Here is a 20,313-nt window from a genome sequence, read left to right as displayed (position 1 = left end):
AACGGAACTGTTGTGCCGGGCAACAACGATGCGCTCGATGAGAAGTGTGGGGCAATTCATAGTTAATGCTTCAGGACTGTGACCTATATTGTTCGGGGCACACAACACGCCTAGTATTCCGGCAGGCAATTTCGGGGGATCGAATAAGCCGTGAATGTTCGTTCACAGGACAGCGCATCGCGCAGCGACCTGAATTTGCAGACCGGGTCGCAGGCACACAGGATATCCAACATCGTGGCTGATTCCGCACTTCAGGAATTGCGTCCCATCGGACGCGAGCGATTGATCGTGGTCGAAGACGACCCCGTGACCCGGACGATGCTGGTCGGTTACTTCAGCGAGAACAATTTCGAGGTGGTCGGCGCCGGCACCTGCGCGGAATGCCGCCAGGCGCTGCGCGCGCGCACCGACCTCGTCTTCCTCGACGTGCAGTTGCCCGACGGCGACGGCTTCGAGCTCGCCAAGGAGATCCAGGCGACCAGCAACGCGGGCATCATCTTCGTGACCCGCCGCGACACCGACGTCGATCGCATTCTTGGTCTCGAGATCGCCGGCGATCACTACGTCACCAAGCCGATCAACCTGCGCGATCTGCTGGCGCGTGCGCGCAGCGTGCTGCGACGCCGCTCGATCGACCGCAAGGCCGCGCGCAACCACAATTCGATCGCCTTCGGCGACTGGATCATCGACCTGACGCGGCGCGAGCTGCTCGGCAGCGACGGCAAGCCGGTGGCGCTGACGCGTGCGGAGTTCGACCTGCTCGCCGCCCTCGTCGGTGCGGACGGACGGCCGCTCAGCCGCGACTATCTGATCGAGGTCGTCAGCAACCGTCAGGCCGAGGTCGACATCCGCACCGTCGATGCGCTGGTGGCGCGGCTGCGCCGCAAGCTCGTCGGCAGCGGCACGCCCGTCATCGCCACCGTCACCGGCGTCGGCTACAAGCTCGCGCTCAGCGAGCGTCTCTAGCTCAGCCCTCGTCATGCCGGTGCCGCGCTATCGCGCGCGAAAGACCTGTTCGGTTGATGCCCCCTGCACGTTGCCGGAGGAGAGCCGGTCGTCGACCGCGTAGAGCGTGCAGGTCGGCGACCATTTCATGCAGGCCGCGAGTGAATCGCGTTGCGCCTCGTCCACGGTGTTGCGGCCCGAACGCCAGCCGTAGCCGCCGTTCGGCGACACCGCAAAGGCCTTGTGCGGCGACGTGCTGGCGAGATAGCGCGCAAATTCGGCTTTCGCCGCGTCATTGAAATGGCTCGGCGGCGGCAGCGGATCGGGCGGGCTCAGCACGGCCTGGGCGATCCCGCGCTCGCGCAGGAAGGCGTCGAGATAGGGCGTCCATTGCGGGCGGCCGACCACGGAATAGAGATAGTGGCCGTCGTCGCCGTAAGGCGGCGTGACGACGAACTTTGCGTTGCCGCCGCTGTTGCGAAACCCGTCATAGAGGCGGCGCGCCAGGTCGGGGCCGAAATAGGAATCATTGGCCGCATAGACCCACAGCATCGGCACGCGCGAGGTCCTGCCGAGGCTGGCGAAGGTCCGGACCAGGCCATCCTCGTTGCAGACGTCGTCATCATCGCGCGAGCCGCGGCCGCCGGCAAAATTGATCGCGGCGACCAGACCCGCCGGAGCCTGGGCCGCCAGCGCGACGGTGGCGAGCCCGCCGGCGGAATGGCCGGCTGCGATCATGCCTGACGTGGTGACGTCGCCCCGGCGGGCCATCGCATCGATCGCGGCGCGCAAATCCGCAACCGCGACCGCGGCTGCCGGCAGATAAGCGGCATTGGCACAGCCGCCGACGCTGTCGACGCGTCCCCCCGGCGAGGTGCCATAGCCGCGCCGCATCACGATCAGCGCCGCAAAGCCGCGCCGGGCATATTCCAGCGCGATGCCGTAATATTTGTGAGCCGTCATGGTGGCGCGGTCGTCGAAGCTGCGCGGCGAGCCGTGGCTCAGCAGCGCAAGCGGATAGCGCCTGGTGCCGACAGGGCGAACCAGGAACGCCTCCAGCCCCTGCGGTCCGGCCTCCGTCATCGGAATGCGCAGATCCTCGGTGTAGAACTCGGCGGCGTTCGCGCGAGCCGCAGTTGCCGCGATGGCAAGCAGGATGAGCACGGGCAGATGCCAGCGCGCGACGTTCATGGCGGACGGTTCTCCCTGGCCGCCGGAATCATAGCAGAATCGCGCGAGCCCGCGAACGTGGCATTGGGCGGATCTGGCGTCCGTCCCGATCCTTTACTTCAGCGTCTGAAGATAAGTGATGACGTCGGATCGATCCCCGGGACTCGGCAACCCCCTGAAGAACATCTTGACGCCGTGGACGTCGCCACGAGGATCGGCGAGATAGGCGTCCAGCGTCGTCGGGGTCCAGGTCTGCTTGTTGGCCTTCATGGCGTCGGAGTACGCAAAGTCCGGGATAGTGGCGGGCGTGCGGCCGACGACGTTCCAAAGGCTCGGGCCGATCTTGTTCACTCCGATCACCGTGGCGTGGCAGTTCTCGCAGGTGCGCTGGAAGATGGTCTTGCCCGCGGCTGCATCGCCTTCTGCGACGGCGGGCGACGTGGCCAAACCCAGCATGAGCACGAAGATCAGACGTCCAGTCATCTTGAATTCACCCCCTGTGGGATATGCGGCGATTGCCGCAAGCTCCGGCGTTTCTTGATCAAACGGCGATGAGCGTGCCCCGCACCGTGCTACGGCGTCTTTGTCCTGTATCAACCCTGATCCGGGACCAAAGTACGAGAGCGCCATGCGGTCGTCGTGGATCATCCGGCACCGGCTGGCGTTGTCGGTTGATCGTGACCGGAATGTGACGTCGGTCCGGCAGCCGGCTTGGCGATCGGTCGGCCGATGGTATGGTGCTTCGAACTGTCGTCTTGAGGTACAGAGGAGTTGCAATGGCAGAAGTTGATCCCGCGGCGGGTAAGCCGGTTGCACCAGGCGCGCTCGCCAACGTGCCACGGCTGGTCACTGCCTATTTCGCCAACCGGCCCGATCCGGCCGATCCGGCTCAGCGGGTGGCGTTCGGAACCTCCGGCCATCGCGGCACCTCGCTGAAGAGCAGCTTCAACGAGGGCCATATCCTCGCGACCACGCAGGCCATCTGCGACTACAGGAAAGAGAAGGGACTGACCGGCCCGCTCTTCATCGGCATCGACACCCATGCGCTGGCCGAGCCGGCGCTCGCGAGCGCGGTGGAGGTGTTCGCGGCCAACGGCGTCGACATCATGATCGACAAGGATCACGGCTACACGCCGACGCCCGTGATCTCGCATGCGATCCTGACCTACAACAAGGGCCGCACCTCGGGCCTTGCGGACGGCGTCGTCGTCACGCCCTCGCACAATCCGCCTGAAGACGGCGGCTACAAATACAATCCTCCGCACGGCGGCCCGGCCGACACCGACGTCACGGGCGTCGTCGAGAAGCGCGCCAACGCCTATCTCGCCGATGGCCTCGAGGGCGTGAAGCGCATCGACTACACCAAGGCGCTGAAATCCTCGACGGTCCACGCCTACGACTACATCACGCCTTATGTCGCCGATCTCGGCAACGTCGTCGATCTCGAACTCGTCAGATCCGCCGGCATCAATATCGGCATCGATCCGCTCGGCGGCGCGGCCGTGCACTACTGGCATCCGATCATCGAACGCTACGGCCTCGAGGCGACCGTGGTGAACGAGGCGATCGATCCGACCTTCCGCTTCATGACTGTCGACTGGGACGGCAAGATCCGCATGGACTGCTCCTCGCCCTACGCGATGGCGAGCCTGATCGCGATGCGCGACCGCTTCGACGTCGCCTTTGCCAACGATACCGACGCCGACCGTCACGGCATCGTCACCCGCACCGGCGGATTGATGAACCCGAACCACTATCTGGCGACCGCGATCTCCTATCTGTTCGCGCACCGCCCGAACTGGGGCAGGGACGCCGCGATCGGCAAGACCGTGGTGTCGAGCTCGATCATCGACCGTGTCGCCAGGAAGCTCGGCCGCAAGCTGGTGGAGACGCCGGTCGGTTTCAAATGGTTCGTCGACGGCCTCCTCACGGGCGGCTTCGGCTTCGGCGGCGAGGAGAGTGCAGGGGCCTCGTTCCTGCGCCGCGACGGCACGGTGTGGACCACCGACAAGGACGGCATCATCCTCGGCCTGCTCGCTGCCGAGATCATGGCCAGGACCGGCCGCGATCCGAGCCAGTTGTTCAATGATCTCACCGCCGAGCTCGGCGTGCCGCACTACGCGCGCATCGACGTCGCCGCGACCGGACCGCAGAAGAACATCCTGAAGTCCGTCACGCCCGAGCAACTCGGCCTGAAGGATCTCGCCGGCGATCCCGTTCGCGCGACGCTGAGCAAGGCCCCCGGCAACGGCCAGTCGTTCGGCGGCATCAAGGTCGAAACCGATTACGGCTGGTTCGCTGCGCGGCCGTCGGGCACCGAGGATGTGTACAAGATCTACGCCGAAAGCTTCCGCAGCACCGAGCATCTGAAGCGGATTCAGGAAGAGGCCCAGGCGGGGTTGAAGAAGGTGTTCGGGGCGTAGGGCGTCCGCAATATCAACAGGTGTCATCACCCGCGAAAGCGGGTGATCCAGTACGCCGTGACGGAAGTTGCGCGAACTAATGACCGCCGCGGAATACTGGATTCCCCGCTTTCGCGGGGAATGACAACCGCCTTAAGTCTGTATACATAACATTTACGATAGGTATTTTAGTACGCTATTTTTTGCCTTGAACGATTCTATCCCTCGGTTATTGTATACACAACGCATACATAAGCCCTGGGAGATCGCCGGTGACAAAACCCTTCCCCATGAACGCCTGGTACGCTGCCGCCTGGGACGCGGAGGTGAAGCCGGCGCTGCTGCCGCGGACGATCTGCGGCAAGCACATCGTGATGTACCGCAAGGCCGACGGTTCGGTGGCTGCGCTGGAGGATGCCTGCTGGCACCGCCTGGTGCCGCTGTCCAAGGGCCGGCTCGAAGGCGACACCGTCGTCTGCGGTTATCACGGCCTGAAATACAATGCGCAAGGGCGCTGCACCTTCATGCCCTCGCAGGAGACAATCAACCCGTCGGCCTGCGTGCGCGCCTATCCCGTGGTCGAACGCCATCGCTACATCTGGCTCTGGATGGGCGACCCCGCGCTCGCCGACCCCGCGCTCGTGCCCGACATGCACTGGAATCACGATCCGGCCTGGGCCGGCGACGGCAAGACCATTCGTGTGAATTGCGACTATCGCCTCGTGCTCGACAATCTCATGGACCTCACCCACGAGACTTTCGTGCACGGCTCCTCCATCGGCAATGACGCTGTGGCGGAAGCGCCGTTCGACGTCACCCATGGCGAGAAGACTGTCACCGTGACGCGCTGGATGCACGGCATCGAGGCGCCGCCGTTCTGGGCCAAGCAGCTCGGCAAGCCCGGCCTCGTCGACCGCTGGCAGATCATCCGCTTCGAGGCGCCGTGCACCATCGCCATCGATGTCGGCGTGGCGCCGACGGGCACCGGCGCGCCGGAAGGCGACCGCTCGCAGGGCGTCAACGGCTTCGTGCTCAACACCATCACGCCCGAGACCGAGAAGACCTGCCACTATTTCTGGGCGTTCGTGCGCAATTACCAGATCGGCGAGCAGCGCATCACCACCGAGATCCGCGAGGGCGTCTCGGGCATCTTCCGCGAGGACGAGTTGATCCTGGAAGCGCAGCAGCGCGCGATGGACGAGAACCCCGACCGCATCTTCTACAATCTCAACATCGACGCCGGCGCAATGTGGACGCGCAAGCTGATCGACAGGATGGTCGCCAAGGAAAATCCGCCGACGCATCTCCAGGCCGCGGAGTAGCCCAAGTGAAAGTAGCTCCCGAACGCGAGGTCGACCGCTCCGTCTCGCAGACCGTGAAGGCGCAGCTTGCGCTGCGCGACCAGATCCTGTCGGGCAGCCTGCGGCCGGGCGAGCGCATCTCCGAGCTTCAGGCGGTGGAGACCACGGGCGCCTCGCGCACGCCGGTGCGCATGGCGCTGGTGCGGCTGGAGGAAGAGGGGCTGCTGGAGGCGATTCCTTCCGGCGGTTTCATGGTCAAGGCGTTTTCCGAGCGCGACATCTTGGACTCGATCGAGTTGCGCGGCACGCTCGAGGGGCTGGCCGCGCGCTTTGCCGCCGAGCGCGGCGTCTCCGCGCGGGAGCTCGAGCCGCTGAAGGAATGCCATCTCGCGATCGACGATCTCCTGCGCCAGGTGCCGATCTCGGTCGACGCCTTCTCCGCCTATGTCACCCTGAACGCACGCTTCCATGCGCTGCTGACCGAACTATCGCGCAGTCCGCCCTTGATCCGGCAGATCGACCGCGCCTCCGCGCTTCCGTTCGCCTCGCCCAGCGGTTTCGTGATGGCGCAGTCGGCGTTGCCCGAGGCGCAGCAGATCCTGATCATCGGGCAGGAGCACCACCGCGTGGTGATCGACGCCATCGAGAACCGCGAGGGCGCGCGCGCCGAAGCCGTCATGCGCGAGCATGCGCGGCTCGCGGTGCGAAACCTGCGCCTTGCGCTGCGCAACCGGACCCATCTCGACCTCTTGCCGGCGCTCGCGCTCATCAAGACCGCAACCGATTGAGGGCATCATGCGCTTCATCGAAACCTGGATTCCCGCAACGCTCGTCTCCACGCGCGATCTGTCGCCCGGCATCCGCGAATTCCTGATCAAGCCCGACCAGTTCGACGGTGCGGCCTATCCGGTCGGCAGCCACATCAATGTCAGCGTCACCATCGACGGCCTGCCCGAGACGCGCTCTTATTCGCTGGTCGGCGAGGCTTCGCCACGCGGCTTTCGGATCGCGGTGCGCCGGGCCGATGATTCCCGCGGCGGCTCGCGCTACATGTGGCAGCTCGCGCCGGGCGCGCGGCTCGACATCACCCGGCCGGCCTCGCTCGTCGCCGTCGACTGGGCCCGTGAAAATTATTGCCTGATCGCCGGCGGCATCGGCATCACGCCGATCCTCGGCGCCGCGCAGGCGCTGGCGCGCCGTGGCGCGGATGTTACGTTGCACTATGCGGTGCGCAGTCTTGCAGACGCCGCCTATCTCGACGATCTCACTGCGATGCTCGGCGACCGCCTGGTCGTTCATGCCAGCGATGAAGGCAAGCGGCTCGATCTCGATCGTCTGTTCGCCTCCCTGCCGCAGGGCGCGCTGACGCTGTTCTGCGGCCCGATGCGCATGCTCGATGCCGCCCGCCATGCCTGGATCGGCGCCGGCCATCCGCTCGCCGATCTCCGCTACGAGACTTTCGGCTCCAGCGGCACGTTGCCGACCGAAACCTTTCGCGTGCGTCTGAAGGATTCCAATGTCGAGCTCGAAATCCCGCGCGAGCGCTCGATGCTCGACGTGCTCAACGCCAGCGGCTTCGAGGTGATATCCGACTGCAAGCGCGGCGAGTGCGGCCTCTGCGCCATCGACGTCGTCGCCGTCGACGGCGAGATCGACCATCGCGACGTCTTCTTCAGCGACCATCAGAAGCAAAGCAACGCGAAGATCTGCGCCTGCGTCTCGCGCGCGCGGGGCACCATCACGGTGGACACGCTGCTGCGGGCGGATGCGGTTTGAGGGCGGTTACGCCGCGAAAATCGCCCTCAGCTTCTTCGAGCCCAGCATCGCCTGCACGGCGTCCGCCGACACCGGCCGGCCGATCAGGTAGCCCTGCACTTCGTCGCAACTGAACTGGCGGAGATAGTCGAGCTGGTCGGCGGTCTCGACGCCTTCGGCGACCACGCCGATGTTGAGGTCGCGCGCCAGCGAGATCACCGATTTCACGATCGCCGCGCAGTCCGGCTGCACCAGCATGTCGCGGATGAAGGACTGGTCGATCTTGATGCGGCTGAACGGCAGCTTGCGCAGATAAGTCAGCGACGAGAAGCCGGTGCCGAAATCATCCAGCGCCACGGTGGCTCCCAGCTCCAGCAGCGCATTGAGGATCGAGGCGGCCGAACCGTATTTCGACAGCAGCATCGATTCCGTGATCTCGATCTCGAGCCTGTCGGGCGCGACCTTGGCGTCGGCCAGGGCCTGCACGATGGTTTGGAGAATGCTCGCGTTGTGAAACTGTGCCGCCGAGAAATTCACGGCGACGCGGATGTCCTCCGGCCACTCCGTGAGCGTCGCGCAGGCGCGCCTGATCACCCATTCGCCGATCTCGTGGATCAGCCCGCTTTCCTCGGCGATCGGGATGAACTCGCTCGGCGGCACCAGGCCGCGCGAGGGGTGCTGCCAGCGCAGCAGCGCCTCGAAACCGGTGATGCGGTTTGCGTCGAGATCGAGGAAGGGTTGGAACACCAGGAACAGCTCGTCGCGCGCGACGGCGCCGGCGAGATCCGCCTGGAGCGCCTTGCGGTCGCGCGAGACCCTGTCGTCGGCCTCCTCGAAGAAGCAGATCGTGCCGGGGCCGGCCTTCTTGGCGCGATACAGCGCGGCATCGGCATTCTTCATGATGTCGAGCGGCGCGTTGCCGTCGCGCGGCGCCAGCACGATGCCGACGCTGGTCGCGCCAACAATCTCGCAGCCTTCGATCAGGAACGGTTCGTTGAAGGCCGCGACGAAGCGCTCGGCGATCCCGAGTGCATCTTCGGGCCGCGTCAGGTTGGCCATCACCAGCGCGAACTCGTCGCCGCCGATCCGCGCGACATGCTCGGCCGCGCGGGTGCAGCGTTGCAGGCGGCTTGCGACCTGGACCAGAAATTCGTCGCCGGCGGGGTGGCCGAAGCGGTCGTTGACCTCCTTGAAGCGGTCGAGGTCGAGCAGCAGCACCGCGAATTCCTCGCCGGAGAGGGCAAGGCGTTTCAGCGCTGCGTCGAGCGTTTCGTTGAAGGCGATGCGGTTGGGCAGCTGCGTCAGCGGATCCTGCCGCACCGTGCGCTCGGCGTCGATCTGCCGCATCACGCGCCGCGCGAAGGTGATCGAATTGACGAACACGCCGCGCAGCAGCACGCTGCCATAGACCACGACGAGGAAGGCGATCAGCAGGAAGGCGAGATCGCCGTTTCTGCTGAGGCAAATTGCGATGCCGACGAAGATGGGGGCGGTGAAGGCGATGGCCGCGATCGGGATGGTGGCGAAGGCGAGCGCGCCGCCGGCCAGCATGCCCGAGCAGAGGCAGGTGATGACGAGCTGGCCGCCGGTGGATGCGTCCGCGAAGAACGCGACGGGGACGATGCCCCAGGCGGTGCCGAGCACGAACGCGTTGCGCACCAGCCGATGCATCGCCCGGCGGGAGACGAATTGCGGCTTGGTGATCCTGCGCGAGGCATGGGATTGCACGCCGAACGCGATCGCGGCGCCGGCCACGGCGATCGCCCAGACCACCGCGACGGTCCGGTCGGGCGATTGCCACAGCGCAATCGCGAGCACCGCGGCATTGCAGGCATTGGCCAGCATGATGCCGACCGAATAGCCGAGCACCAGCGACATCTGTTCAGCGCGGATGTGACCCGCAACGGTTTCGTCGGTTGCGGGACCGCCAAAGGCTGACAGATCGCCGGCGAACAGCCGTGCGACATGATTGGTCAGGTGAGTCCGCATTCCAGAGCCTGCAGCATGAGCCGTTTGTCCGGCCTGGTCAGGAGAATTCGCCGCAAACCTTTGACGAACTATGAATTATCCACGCTTGCGGCGGGCTCCGTGACCACTTCTGCGTGTCCGATCGCCGATATCGATAACAAATCGATACAAATGCGGCGCGCCGCGTTGCGGCTGTAACAGCGCAATAGTTGCGCCAGTTCGCCACGAACTCCGCTGTCATGCCCCGGCTTTGACCGGGGCATCCCGTACGCCGCGGCCGGCGAAGCTTGAGCGAGGACGGCAAGCCTGGCGATGACACCTGTGTTCGGGAGACGTCGTCACCGCTCCAGCTGCTTCGGGTCGTAAAAGAACCGCTCCTCGATCAGCTTGTCGCCCTGCCAGGTCTGCCAGGCGATCTCCTCCAGCGTGCGCGTGACGCCTTCGGCGTTGGTGAAGCTGAAGATCCAGCGCGAGGCGACGTTGTCGCCCTCGATCAGGCTCGGTCCGACGCGGACCGCCTTGACCTCCTTGAAGGCGGCGAGCACGCCGCGCTCTTTTGCCACCAGCTTGTCCCGTCCAACCATCGGCGCGGCGTTGTTCTCATAGGTGGCGGCATCGGGCGTATAGAATTGCTCGATCGCGCCGACGAAATCCCCGGCTTCCAGACGCTGCGCAAAGGCTTCGACGACGTCGCGGCTTGGCATGGCACACCTCACGGGTAAAACCGACTGTTGGTCGGTAAATACCGACCGCTAGTCGAAAAGTCAACTGGTCGCCTGCGGAGAATTCCATTAGAGCAGCATCAGATCGAGCTGCATCCGCGAAGAAGGTCGACTCCCTCTCCCGCTTGGGGGGGAGCGCTGGGGTGGGGGTGTCTCCACAACGCGAGCCCGCGGCCCGATCTGCGCTAGACAGGAACGGCATGGCAAAACAGGCGGAGCGGCGCGCAGCAACGACCGAGGCGATCCTGACGGCGGCGCGGCGGCTGTTCGGGGCGAAGGGCTTTGCCGCCACCACCATGGACGAGATCGCCGAGGGCGCCGGCATCGCCAAGGGCGCGGTCTATCATCACTTCAAGACCAAGGAGGCCGTGTTCGAGGCGGTGTTCGACCTCGTCTCGCGCGACCTCGTCATAGAGATCGACAGCGCCGCGCGGGCCGAGAAGGACGTGCTGGCCGCGATGGTCGCCGGCACCCAGCATTATTTCGCCGCGACCGCCAAGGGCGCGACCGGCCAGATCATCCTGCGCGATGGACCCGCCGTGCTCGGCTGGGAGCGCTGGCGCGAGATCGACGCGAAACACTTTGGCGGCAAGATGCCGCGCGCGATCTCGGCGGCGATGGAGGCAGGTCTCATCGCCAGGCAGCCGGTCGAGCCATTGGCGCGGCTGCTGCTTGGTGCGGTCACGGAGGCGGCGGTCGCCTGCGCCGGGCGCGCCGATATCGCAAGGGCGGGCGTGGAATATGCCCGTGCGTTCAAGTCGCTGGTCGAGGCGCTGCGCGTGCGGGCATGATTGTGCTAGTGCAGAATGAGTTGGGCGGTGCTGGCGCCAAACGCGATCACCTCTCCCGTAGGGAGAGGTCGGGTCGCATCGAAGATGCGATCCGGGTGAGGGGCTACGGTCTGCCGTTGCGGCCCCTCACCCGGATTGCTACGGACGACGCTGCGCATTGCCGAGCGCAATCCGACCTCTCCCCGTCGGGGAGAGGTGAGGAAGGAAACGCCCACGCCAACAAGAAGAACAGTAGCGCATGAACGCAAACTCCGCCTCCTCCGATCCAGAGTTCGACTACATCATCGTTGGCGCCGGCTCCGCCGGATGCGTGCTCGCCAACCGTCTCTCGGCGAACGGCAAGCACAGCGTGCTGTTGCTCGAGGCCGGCCCGAAGGATTCCAACATCTGGATCCACGTGCCGCTCGGCTACGGCAAGCTGTTCAAGGAAAAGACCGTCAACTGGATGTACCAGACCGAGCCGGAGCCCGAGCTGAAGGGCCGCCAGGTGTTCCAGCCGCGTGGCAAGACGCTGGGCGGATCGAGCTCGATCAACGGCCTGCTCTATGTTCGTGGCCAGCACGAGGACTACGATCGCTGGCGCCAGCACGGCAATGCCGGTTGGGGCTATGACGACGTGCTGCCCTATTTCAAGAAGGCCGAGAACCAGGCGCGCGGCGCCGACCGATATCACGGCGCCGGCGGGCCGCTGCCGGTCTCCAACATGGTGGTGACCGACCCGCTGTCGAAGGCCTTCATGGACGCCGCGGTCGAGACCGGTCTGCCCTACAATCCCGATTTCAACGGCGCCACGCAGGAAGGCGTCGGCCTGTTCCAGACCACGACGCGCAACGGCCGCCGCGCCTCGACGGCGGTCGCCTATCTCGGTCCTGCGAAGACCCGCAGCAACCTCAAGGTCGAGACCGAGGCGCTTGGCCAGCGCGTGCTGTTCGACGGGCGCCGCGCGGTCGGCGTCGAATATCGGCAGGGCGCGAGCGTGCGCCGCGCGCGGGCCCGCAAGGAGGTCGTGCTGTCGAGCGGCGCCTACAACTCGCCGCAACTGCTGCAGCTCTCTGGCGTCGGCCCCGCCGATCTGCTGCGCAAGCACGGCATCGACGTCGTTCTCGATGCCCAAGGCGTCGGCCACGATCTCCAGGACCACATGCAGGTCCGCATCGTGATGCGCTGCTCGCAGAAGATCACGCTCAACGACACCGTCAACAACCCGATCCGCCGCACGCTGGCCGGCGCGCGCTACGCGCTGTTCCGGAAAGGCTGGCTGACGATCGCGGCGGGCACGGCGGGCGCGTTCTTCAAGACCAATCCGCGGCTGGCCTCGCCCGACATCCAGGTTCACTTCCTGCCGTTCTCGACCGACAAGATGGGCGAGCGGCTGCATGATTTCTCTGGTTTCACGGCGTCGGTGTGCCAGCTCAGACCCGAGAGCCGCGGCAGCTTGCGCATCAAAAGCGCGGACCCGACCGTGCCGCCGGAGATCCGCATCAACTACATGTCCACGGAGACGGACCGCACCACCAATGTCGAAGGCATCAAGATCCTGCGCAAGATTCTCAACGCGCCGGCGATGAAGCCATTCGTGATCAGCGAGTACGATCCCGGTGCGAAGGTATCCACGGACGCCGAGATCCTGGATTATTGCCGCGACCGCGGCAGCACCATCTACCATCCGACCTCGACCTGTCGTATGGGCAACGACGCGCTCGCGGTGGTGGACCAGCGGCTGAAGGTGAGGGGGCTCGAAGGCCTCCGTGTCGTCGACGGCTCGATCATGCCCGACCTCGTCTCGGGGAACACCAACGCGCCGATCATCATGATCGCGGAGAAGGCCTCCGATATGATATTGCAGGACGCACAGGCATGATCCGGAAAAGTGTGCAGCGGTATTCCGATTAGATCATGCCTAACTCAAGGAGCATTCGGACTTGGCTACGCGATTCAAGATCGGCACCCGCAAGAGCGCGATGGCGCTGGCACAGACGGAAGAGATCGCGCGCCGCCTGACATCAGCGGTGCCCGGTCTCGACGTCGAGATCGTCAAGTTCGACACCACTGGAGATCTCGACCAGACCAGCAAGCTGCTGCCCCACGGCGGCAAGGGCGGCGCCTTCGTCGCGCAGATCCGTGCCGCGGTGCTTGCGGGCGAGCTTCAGGCGGCGATGCATTCGCTGAAGGACATGCCCGGTAACGAGGACACGCCGGGCCTCGTCATCGGCGCGACGCTGTCGCGCGATCCGCCGGGCGATGCGCTGGTGCTGCGCGCGGGCGTGACGCTGGCGGCGCTGCGCCAGTCCCGCGGCAAGGGCTTCAAGATCGGCACCAACGCGGTGCGCCGCGCGGCCTATGCGCGGCGGCTGTTTCCCGATGTCGAGGTCATTCACTTCCGCGGCGCCGCCGATACGCGCGTGCGAAAGCTGGACGATGGCGAGAAGCAGAAGCTGCCGGATGGCGGCGCGGTGGGTCCCGCAGATGCGTTGATCATGGCCCGCTCCGGCCTCGACCGCGTCGGGCTCGCCGGCCGCATCGCTTACGAATTCACTCCGGCGGAGATGCTGCCGGCGGCAGGGCAGGGCATCGTCGCCGTCGAATGCGCCGCGCAGGACTGGCAAACCCGAAAAATCCTGTCGTCGATCGACGACGCTGACGCGCATCTCTGCGCCGATGCCGAGCGCGAAGTGTTGTGGGTGCTGAACGGCCACTGCAATTCGCCCGTCGCCGGCTTCTCGACCATCACGGGCGATCGGATGTCGCTGACCGCATCCGTGCTCGACCTCTCCGGCAACACCATCATCGAAGCCTCGCGCGCAGGCCCGGCCAATCGCCCGCGTGAGCTGGGACGCGCCGTAGGGCTGGATCTGCTGGGCAAGGGCGCCGCCGAGATCATCGAGCGCAGCCGGCCGCGATAGGCGTCGGTGGTGAGATCACGATCGGCGGGATGATGCCATCGTGCTCCTGTTTTGCCCGACGTGTCAAATGTCGATGCGAGCGGCGCTCCACCCGTGCGGCGCGAAATTCCTCAATGATTTGTACTGTGCATGGGGTTGTTTTCGCGATTCATCCCCGCACGCGCTTGATCATCTGCTCGACATGGGCGATCGGCGTCTCCGGCTGGATGCCGTGGCCGAGATTGAAGATGAAACGCCCTTGCGCAAAGTTCGCCAGCACGTTGTCGACCGCGCGGTCGAGCGCCGCGCCGCCCGTGATCAGCACCAGCGGATCGAGATTGCCCTGCACGGCGACCTTGCTCTGCACGCGCTCGCGGATGAAGGCGGGCTCCGCGGTCCAGTCGATGCTGACGCCGTTGACGCCGGTCGCCTCGACATAGCCGGGCAGCTGCGCGCCGGCACCGCGCGGGAAACCGATGATCTTCGCGTCAGGCACTTTCGCCCGCACGCCTTCGACGATGCGCCGCGTCGGCTCGGTGCACCAGCGCGCGAATTCGGCCGGCGGCAGCACGCCGGCCCAGGTGTCGAAGATCTGCAGGGCGTTGGCGCCGGCCTCGAGCTGCGCCAGCAGATAGTGGATCGAGCTCTCAACCAGCACGTCGATGATTTTCGAGAAGGCCTCGGGATGCCGGTAGGCCATCATCCGCGCCGGCGCCTGGTCGGGCGTGCCCTGGCCTGCGACCATGTAGGTCGCCACCGTCCACGGCGCGCCGCAGAAGGCGATCAGCGCTATCTTCGGATCGAGCGCGGCGCGCACGATCCTGAGCGCCTCGAACACCGGCGCGAGCTTGCCGAAGTCGGCTTGCGCCGCGAGCGTTGTGACTTTCGCGGGATCATCGAGCGGTTCGAGCCGCGGACCCTCGCCGACCTCGAAGCGCACCTCACGGCCGAGCGCGTAGGGGATCACCAGGATGTCCGAGAAGATGATCGCCGCATCGAAGCCGAACCTGCGGATCGGTTGCAGCGTGACTTCGGCGGCGAGCTCCGGATTGAAGCAGAGATCGAGGAAGCCGCCCGCCTTGGCGCGCACCTCGCGATATTCAGGCAGATAGCGGCCGGCCTGCCGCATCATCCATAGGGGCGGAACGGTTTGCCGCTGGCCGGAGAGCACGTCGATGAAGGGCTTTGTCGCAGACTGGGGCACGAGCAATCCTGATGCAGATCCAGGGTTCCTGATACACCGCCACGCGCGGAAGCGGAACAGGGGAACCAGCGCAAATGCGTCGCGTTGACCCGGCAATGGAGGAGGAATTCCATGGCCCAGACATTCAATCCCGCGCCGCATGACAAGCACGCCGAGGACTTGCGCGAAGCGCTCGCCGCAGATCGCAACGCCAGGCTCGACACCGGGTTGGAGGATACCTTTCCCGCCTCCGATCCCGTGAGCGCCGCGCAGCCGACGCCGTCGAAGGCCGATGCGGACGCCGACAATCCCTCGCTCTGGGACAAGGTTAAGGCGATCTTCAGCTAGGGATCCGACTGCCGGTTTCCGATCGGCTTGCTAAGACCTTGTTAGTGATCTGCGGAAGCCCCGGTCCGTAGGAGTACGGAAAAGCCCGTAGATGAATGCGAAACTGCGCGGGTGCTTCAGGGTTCAATAAGAGAAGCGGCAGAAGTTCCGGCGATCGGAGATTTCTGCCGCATGAACCTCGCCTCACCGAGAGCCGGATGGAGCCGCCTGCCGCTGCGCACGGCGGCCTTCGTCGTGCTGACCTGCGTTGCGATCCTCGGCGTCAGCGGCTGGCGCGAATGGGCCGCGCGGGACGCAGTGCTCAAGGGTGCCGAGACCGAGATGGCGAACGTCGCCCGCTCCCTGACGCAGCATGCCGAGGACAGCCTCGACCTCCTTGATTCCGGCGTCGTCGGCGTCGTCAGCCGGCTGGAGATGGACGGCTCGGACCCTGCCACCATCGCGAAGCTGCGCAACCTTCTGGAGGCGCGCAAGAGGGCGATGGAGCGCGTCCATAGCCTCGCCATCATCGACGACAAGGGCAATTGGCTGACCTCGCCCGGCACGATCGCATCGACGCTCAGCGACGACGCGTTCTTCCGTCACCACCAGCTTTCGCCCCTGCGCGAGGCCTATGTCGGCCACCCCGTGAAGAGCCTCGTCGATGGTGAATGGGTCGTGACCCTGTCGCGGCGGTTCAACAAGCCGGATGGCAGCTTCGGCGGCGTGGTGCTCGCGGCCATCGGCTCCCGGTATTTGTCGCATTTCTACGAGCAGTTCGAGATCGGCCGCAACAGCTCGGTGACGCTGATGTACGCCGACGGCCAGATCATCGCGCGCAACCCGAACAACGAGAAGTTCGTCGGCCGCAATGTCGGCGACACGCCGCTGTTCCGCGATGCCAGCCTGCAGCGGCCGAGCGGCGCCTATCATTTCACCTCGCCGCTGGACGGCGCCGAGCGCGTCAGCTTCTTCAAGCGCAGCGGCCGCTATCCGCTCGTGCTGCTCGCGACCGTCGACAAGGACGAATTGCTGGCGCCGTGGCGAGCCGCGGCGATCTCGCGCATGCTCTACGTGATCGCGCTGGTGCTGCTGATCGCGATCATCGGCGCGGTGCTGGTGCGGCAGCTGCAGCGCGGCCAGCGTATGGCGGCCGCCCTGATCGAGAAGGAGGCGCATTTTCGCCTGCTCGCGGAAGGCTCCAGCGACATGGTCACCCGCATCGGGCTCGATGAGCGGCTGCGCTACGTCTCGCCCTCGTCCAACCGCGTGGTCGGATGGCGTCCCAACCAGCTGATCGGCACGGATGCGCTCGCCGGCATCAATCCCGAGGATCGGCCTCAGGTGCAGGCGATCGTCGATGCCATGAAGCGCGGCGAGATGGATGAAGCGCGCATCACTTACCGCAATGGGCACCGGCAGAAGACCGAGGTCTGGCTGGAATCGACCATGCGCGTCACGCGCAAGGACAACGGCAATGTCGACGGCGTGGTCGCGATCTCGCGCGACATCACCGAGCAGAAGAAGCTGGAGACCCGCCTCGAGACGCTCGCGATCGAGGATAGTCTCACCGGGCTCGCCAACCGGCGCCGCTTCGACGAGCGTCTGAGGGAGGAGTGGGCGCGTGCCTATCGCGACCGCTCCAGCCTGGGTCTGCTGATGATCGACGTCGATCACTTCAAGGCCTACAACGACGAATATGGCCATCCCGCAGGCGATGCCTGCTTGCGCGTGGTGGCAAGGACCATTGCGGCCGAGGTGCAACGGGTCGGCGATCTCGCGGCCCGCTACGGCGGCGAGGAATTCGCCATGCTGCTGCCGAACACCGATGCCGCCGGCTGTGCACGGGTCGGCGAGCGGATCGGCAGCGCCGTCCATGATGCGGGTCTGGTGCACGCCACCAATCCGGCCGGACCATGCGTCACCGTTTCCGTCGGCGGTGCGGCCTGCCGGCCTGCCGCGGAGCGTACCGCGGGCGCGGGGTCGCTGGTGGAGGCCGCCGACCGCGCGCTCTATGCCGGCAAGACCGCCGGCCGCGATCGGCTGATGATGTCCGGCGAGGTCATGAATCTGCTGCCCAAAGCGTCAGGCCAGTAATCGCGTTCAATAATGCGGCGGGCGCTCGTTGGCCGGACCCGGCGCGTTCGTCTCGGTTTCGTGCAATCGCTCGCCGAGTTCTGCGACCTTCCGCGTCAACACATCGATCTGCTTCCATTGCGCGGTGATGGTCTGGTTCAGCGTCTCGATGGTATCGTCCTGATAGGAGAGGCGCATTTCCAGCGCGTCGATGCGCTCGGCGAGCGTCTTGATCTCATTCGTCACGGTCGTGCCCCTTGTCCCGTTCGCGCAAGCCAATTTCTTGCAGGCCGTGGCCGAGTGCGACGCGCTCGTCGAACACGAAACATTCGCCGCGCCAGCGGCTCTGCGCCTCCGGCACCTCTTCCAGATATTTCAGAATGCCGCCCTTGAGGTGATAGACTTCGGCAAAGCCACGCGCGAGCAGATGCGCGCTCGCCTTCTCGCAGCGGATGCCGCCGGTGCAGAACATCGCGATGCGCCGGTGCTTTGCGGGATCGAGCTGCCGGCTGGCAAATTCCTTGAACTGGCCGAAGCTCTTGATCTCAGGATCGACTGCGCCCTCGAATGTCCCCATCGCCACTTCGAAGGCATTGCGGGTGTCGAGCACCAGCGTGTCGGGCGAGGCGATCAGCGCGTTCCATTCGCTCGCATCGACATAGGTGCCGACCTGCCGGGTCGGATCGGCGGCCGCATCGCCGAGCGTGACGATCTCCTTCTTCAGCCGCACCTTGAGCCGGCCGAACGGCATGGCCTCTGCGGTCGAGCACTTCAGTTCGAGATTGTTCAGCCTGCCGCCGAACATCGTCCCGTGCGCGAGCTCATCCGCGAAGGCGTCGACGGCGCCGGGCGCGCCCGCGACGGTGCCGTTGATGCCCTCCTGCGCCAGCAGCACGCTGCCCTTCAGGGCCAGGCCGGCGCAGAACGCGCGCAGCGGCTCGCGCAGCTCGCGGTAATCGGGCAGGGCGGCGAATTGGTAGAAGGCGCAGACCTTGTACGTCATGATGGCTCGTTTAGCAGGCGTCCGCCGCCCGGAAAACCCGCAACCGATAGCTCTATTCCCAGCGAATGGCAGCCATTTCCCTGGTATGCCAGCATTGCCCGGGCGGCCCTGAATGTGTCATGAAGACCCGATTTTCCGAGACGGTGCGGCATGCACCCAAGACTTCGTCTAGACGCCCCTGAGAGAGCAGAACTTCGATGAGAAACTTCCATTTCCCCGGCAGGTCCACGGTCCACGCCACCAATGCGATGGTCGCGACCTCGCATCCGCAGGCTTCCCTTGCCGCGATCGAGGTGCTGCGCGAGGGCGGCACGGCGGTGGACGCGGCGGTGGCGGGTTCGGCCGTGCTCGGCGTGATCGAGCCGCAATCGACCGGCATTGGCGGTGATTGCTTCGCGCTGATCCAGCCACGAGGCGAGGGCAAGATCATCGCCTATAACGGCTCCGGCCGCGCCCCCAAAGCCGCGAATGCCGACTGGTATCTCGAGCGAAAGATCACCTCCGTGCCGCTGACCTCCGCGCATGCGGTCTCGATCCCCGGCGTGATCGACGCGTTTGCGACCGTGCTGCGCGACCACGGCAAGTTCGGCTTCGACCGGCTGCTCCAGCCGGCGATCAAGGCGGCGGAAGAAGGTTACGTCGTCGCGCCCCGCATCGCGTTCGACTGGAAGAACCAGTTCGAGAAGCTGAAGAACGGCACCAACACCGTCCGTTATCTGCTGCCCGGCGGCAAGCCGCCGGTCGCCGGCGACGTCATCCGCCAGGCAGAACTCGGCAAAACGCTGCGCGCAATCGCCAAGGATGGCCGCGACGGCTTCTACAAGGGCGCGATCGCCGAGGACATGGTCGAGACCCTCAGAGGTATCGGTGGCCTGCACACGCTCGACGATTTCGCCGCACACACGACCGAAGTGACCACGCCGATCGGCACCATGTACAAGGGCTACGACGTCTGGCAGTGCCCGCCGAACGGCCCTGGCGTCACCGCGCTTCTGATGCTCAACATCCTGTCGCGCTTCGATCTCACCAAGTACGCGCCCGTCAGCGTCGAGCGCTTCCATCTCGAGGCGGAAGCCGCGCGCATCGCCTACATGAACCGCGAGATGCACGTCGCCTCGCCTGCGCACATGAAGATCAACGTCGCCGAGATGCTCGAGAAGGGTTTTGCCGACGAGTACATCAGCAAGATCCGCATGGACGGAATGCTCGACCTGCCCAACGTCGCGCCGCCGATGAATCCTTCAACCATCTACATCACCGTGGTGGACAAGGATCGCAACGTCTGCTCGTTCATCAACTCGGTCGCGCATTCCTTCGGCTCGGCCATCGTCTCCAACAAGACCGGCGTGCTGTTCCAGAACCGCGCCGGCGGCTTCCGCATCCAGCCGGGCCATCCCAACTGCATCGAGGGCGGCAAGCGTCCGCTGCACACGATCATGCCGGGCCTGCTCACCAAGGGCGGCCGCTCCACGATGTCGTTTGCGGTGATGGGCGGTCAGTACCAGCCGACCGGCCAGACCCATCTCCTGACCAACATCCTCGACTATGGCTGCGACGTGCAGGAGGCGATCGACATGCCGCGCGGTCTGCACTACGAGGGCCAGTATCAGCTCGAGGACAGCGTGCCGGCCGACATCGTCGAAGGCCTCAAGAAGCTCGGCCACAAGACCACCAGCGTGGTCGGCCCGCTCGGCGGTGCGCAGGCGATCTGGATCGATTGGGAGAAGGGTACGCTGACCGGCGGTTCCGACCCGCGCAAGGACGGCTGCGCGCTCGGCTATTGATCCT

The 20,313-nt window shown here is 65.6% G+C and carries 19 protein-coding genes; 12 read left to right on the top strand and 7 right to left on the bottom strand.

All coding sequences use genetic code 11. The annotated features are described in order from the left end of the window. The first annotated feature begins 150 nt into the window (after positions 1 to 150). Complete coding sequence (locus tag QY049_RS33810; protein WP_258762936.1) at positions 151 to 966, top strand: response regulator transcription factor; 816 nt, start codon at positions 151 to 153, stop codon at positions 964 to 966. Positions 967 to 993: 27 nt separating this feature from the next. On the opposite strand, the gene QY049_RS33805 is transcribed toward QY049_RS33810, so the two are convergent. Together QY049_RS33805 and QY049_RS33800 are read right to left on the bottom strand one after the other, a co-directional pair. Beyond that, on the bottom strand, positions 994 to 2,136 hold the full coding sequence (locus QY049_RS33805) for a S9 family peptidase (protein WP_258762935.1): 1,143 nt from the start codon (positions 2,134 to 2,136) through the stop codon (positions 994 to 996). 93 nt (positions 2,137 to 2,229) lie between these two features. Continuing rightward, positions 2,230 to 2,598 carry a cytochrome c family protein gene (locus QY049_RS33800; protein WP_194477445.1) on the bottom strand — a complete coding sequence of 123 codons (369 nt, stop codon included), beginning with the start codon at positions 2,596 to 2,598 and terminating at the stop codon, positions 2,230 to 2,232. 293 nt (positions 2,599 to 2,891) lie between these two features. Between QY049_RS33800 and pgm the strand changes: the two genes are divergently transcribed. From pgm to QY049_RS33780, 4 genes are all read left to right on the top strand, one after another. Continuing rightward, on the top strand, positions 2,892 to 4,538 hold the full coding sequence (gene pgm / locus QY049_RS33795; RefSeq protein ID WP_258762934.1) for a phosphoglucomutase (alpha-D-glucose-1,6-bisphosphate-dependent): 1,647 nt from the start codon (positions 2,892 to 2,894) through the stop codon (positions 4,536 to 4,538). A gap of 251 nt (positions 4,539 to 4,789) precedes the next feature. Beyond that, on the top strand, positions 4,790 to 5,839 hold the full coding sequence (locus QY049_RS33790; protein WP_258762933.1) for an aromatic ring-hydroxylating dioxygenase subunit alpha: 1,050 nt from the start codon (positions 4,790 to 4,792) through the stop codon (positions 5,837 to 5,839). 5 nt (positions 5,840 to 5,844) lie between these two features. Beyond that, entirely contained in the window at positions 5,845 to 6,606 is a 762-nt protein-coding gene (locus QY049_RS33785; protein WP_258762932.1) for a GntR family transcriptional regulator, read from the top strand. Between the two features lie 7 nt (positions 6,607 to 6,613). Beyond that, positions 6,614 to 7,594: a PDR/VanB family oxidoreductase gene (locus QY049_RS33780; protein ID WP_258762931.1), complete on the top strand. Its 981-nt coding sequence runs from the start codon at positions 6,614 to 6,616 to the stop codon at positions 7,592 to 7,594. A gap of 6 nt (positions 7,595 to 7,600) precedes the next feature. On the opposite strand, the gene QY049_RS33775 is transcribed toward QY049_RS33780, so the two are convergent. After that, a complete protein-coding gene (locus QY049_RS33775; protein WP_258762930.1) occupies positions 7,601 to 9,562 on the bottom strand; it encodes a bifunctional diguanylate cyclase/phosphodiesterase in 1,962 nt (653 codons plus the stop codon). A gap of 15 nt (positions 9,563 to 9,577) precedes the next feature. Between QY049_RS33775 and QY049_RS33770 the strand changes: the two genes are divergently transcribed. Beyond that, positions 9,578 to 9,739: a hypothetical protein gene (locus QY049_RS33770; protein ID WP_301270418.1), complete on the top strand. Its 162-nt coding sequence runs from the start codon at positions 9,578 to 9,580 to the stop codon at positions 9,737 to 9,739. A 140-nt stretch (positions 9,740 to 9,879) separates the two neighbouring features. On the opposite strand, the gene QY049_RS33765 is transcribed toward QY049_RS33770, so the two are convergent. Beyond that, the gene (locus QY049_RS33765) at positions 9,880 to 10,245 is read right to left on the bottom strand and encodes a nuclear transport factor 2 family protein (RefSeq protein ID WP_258762929.1); all 366 of its coding nucleotides are present in this window, start codon (positions 10,243 to 10,245) and stop codon (positions 9,880 to 9,882) included. A gap of 218 nt (positions 10,246 to 10,463) precedes the next feature. Here QY049_RS33765 and QY049_RS33760 point away from each other — a divergent pair, with 218 nt between their 5' ends. The 3 genes from QY049_RS33760 to hemC all read left to right on the top strand — a co-directional run bounded on the left by QY049_RS33760 (position 10,464) and on the right by hemC (position 13,957). Next, a complete protein-coding gene (locus tag QY049_RS33760) occupies positions 10,464 to 11,054 on the top strand; it encodes a TetR/AcrR family transcriptional regulator (RefSeq protein ID WP_194477438.1) in 591 nt (196 codons plus the stop codon). Between the two features lie 238 nt (positions 11,055 to 11,292). Next, complete coding sequence (locus tag QY049_RS33755; protein WP_258762928.1) at positions 11,293 to 12,915, top strand: GMC family oxidoreductase; 1,623 nt, start codon at positions 11,293 to 11,295, stop codon at positions 12,913 to 12,915. A 61-nt stretch (positions 12,916 to 12,976) separates the two neighbouring features. Beyond that, entirely contained in the window at positions 12,977 to 13,957 is a 981-nt protein-coding gene (gene hemC, locus QY049_RS33750; RefSeq protein ID WP_258762926.1) for a hydroxymethylbilane synthase, read from the top strand. Positions 13,958 to 14,105: 148 nt separating this feature from the next. Here hemC and hemE read toward each other — a convergent pair whose 3' ends face one another. Beyond that, positions 14,106 to 15,140, bottom strand: a complete 1,035-nt coding sequence (gene hemE / locus QY049_RS33745; RefSeq protein WP_258762925.1) for a uroporphyrinogen decarboxylase — start codon at positions 15,138 to 15,140, stop codon at positions 14,106 to 14,108. A 111-nt stretch (positions 15,141 to 15,251) separates the two neighbouring features. Between hemE and QY049_RS33740 the strand changes: the two genes are divergently transcribed. Together QY049_RS33740 and QY049_RS33735 are read left to right on the top strand one after the other, a co-directional pair. Beyond that, the gene (locus tag QY049_RS33740; RefSeq protein ID WP_258762924.1) at positions 15,252 to 15,467 is read left to right on the top strand and encodes a hypothetical protein; all 216 of its coding nucleotides are present in this window, start codon (positions 15,252 to 15,254) and stop codon (positions 15,465 to 15,467) included. Between the two features lie 171 nt (positions 15,468 to 15,638). After that, the gene (locus QY049_RS33735) at positions 15,639 to 17,543 is read left to right on the top strand and encodes a diguanylate cyclase (protein WP_301270417.1); all 1,905 of its coding nucleotides are present in this window, start codon (positions 15,639 to 15,641) and stop codon (positions 17,541 to 17,543) included. Between the two features lie 6 nt (positions 17,544 to 17,549). Here the strand turns inward: QY049_RS33735 and QY049_RS33730 are convergent, their stop codons facing one another. Continuing rightward, complete coding sequence (locus QY049_RS33730) at positions 17,550 to 17,768, bottom strand: SlyX family protein (RefSeq protein WP_258762922.1); 219 nt, start codon at positions 17,766 to 17,768, stop codon at positions 17,550 to 17,552. Continuing rightward, positions 17,758 to 18,525 (bottom strand): rhodanese-related sulfurtransferase, encoded by a 768-nt coding sequence (locus QY049_RS33725; protein ID WP_258762921.1) that lies wholly within the window; start codon positions 18,523 to 18,525, stop codon positions 17,758 to 17,760. The genes QY049_RS33730 and QY049_RS33725 overlap by 11 nt, the downstream gene beginning before the upstream one ends. Before the next feature lie 197 nt (positions 18,526 to 18,722). On the opposite strand from QY049_RS33725, the gene ggt reads away from it, so the two are divergent. Continuing rightward, positions 18,723 to 20,309 (top strand): gamma-glutamyltransferase, encoded by a 1,587-nt coding sequence (ggt, locus tag QY049_RS33720; RefSeq protein ID WP_258762920.1) that lies wholly within the window; start codon positions 18,723 to 18,725, stop codon positions 20,307 to 20,309. Positions 20,310 to 20,313 lie beyond the last annotated feature (4 nt).

The organism is Bradyrhizobium sp. WYCCWR 13022 (assembly GCF_030435535.1).
Lineage (GTDB): Bacteria > Pseudomonadota > Alphaproteobacteria > Rhizobiales > Xanthobacteraceae > Bradyrhizobium.
This window is presented reverse-complemented; position numbering and strand designations above follow the sequence as displayed.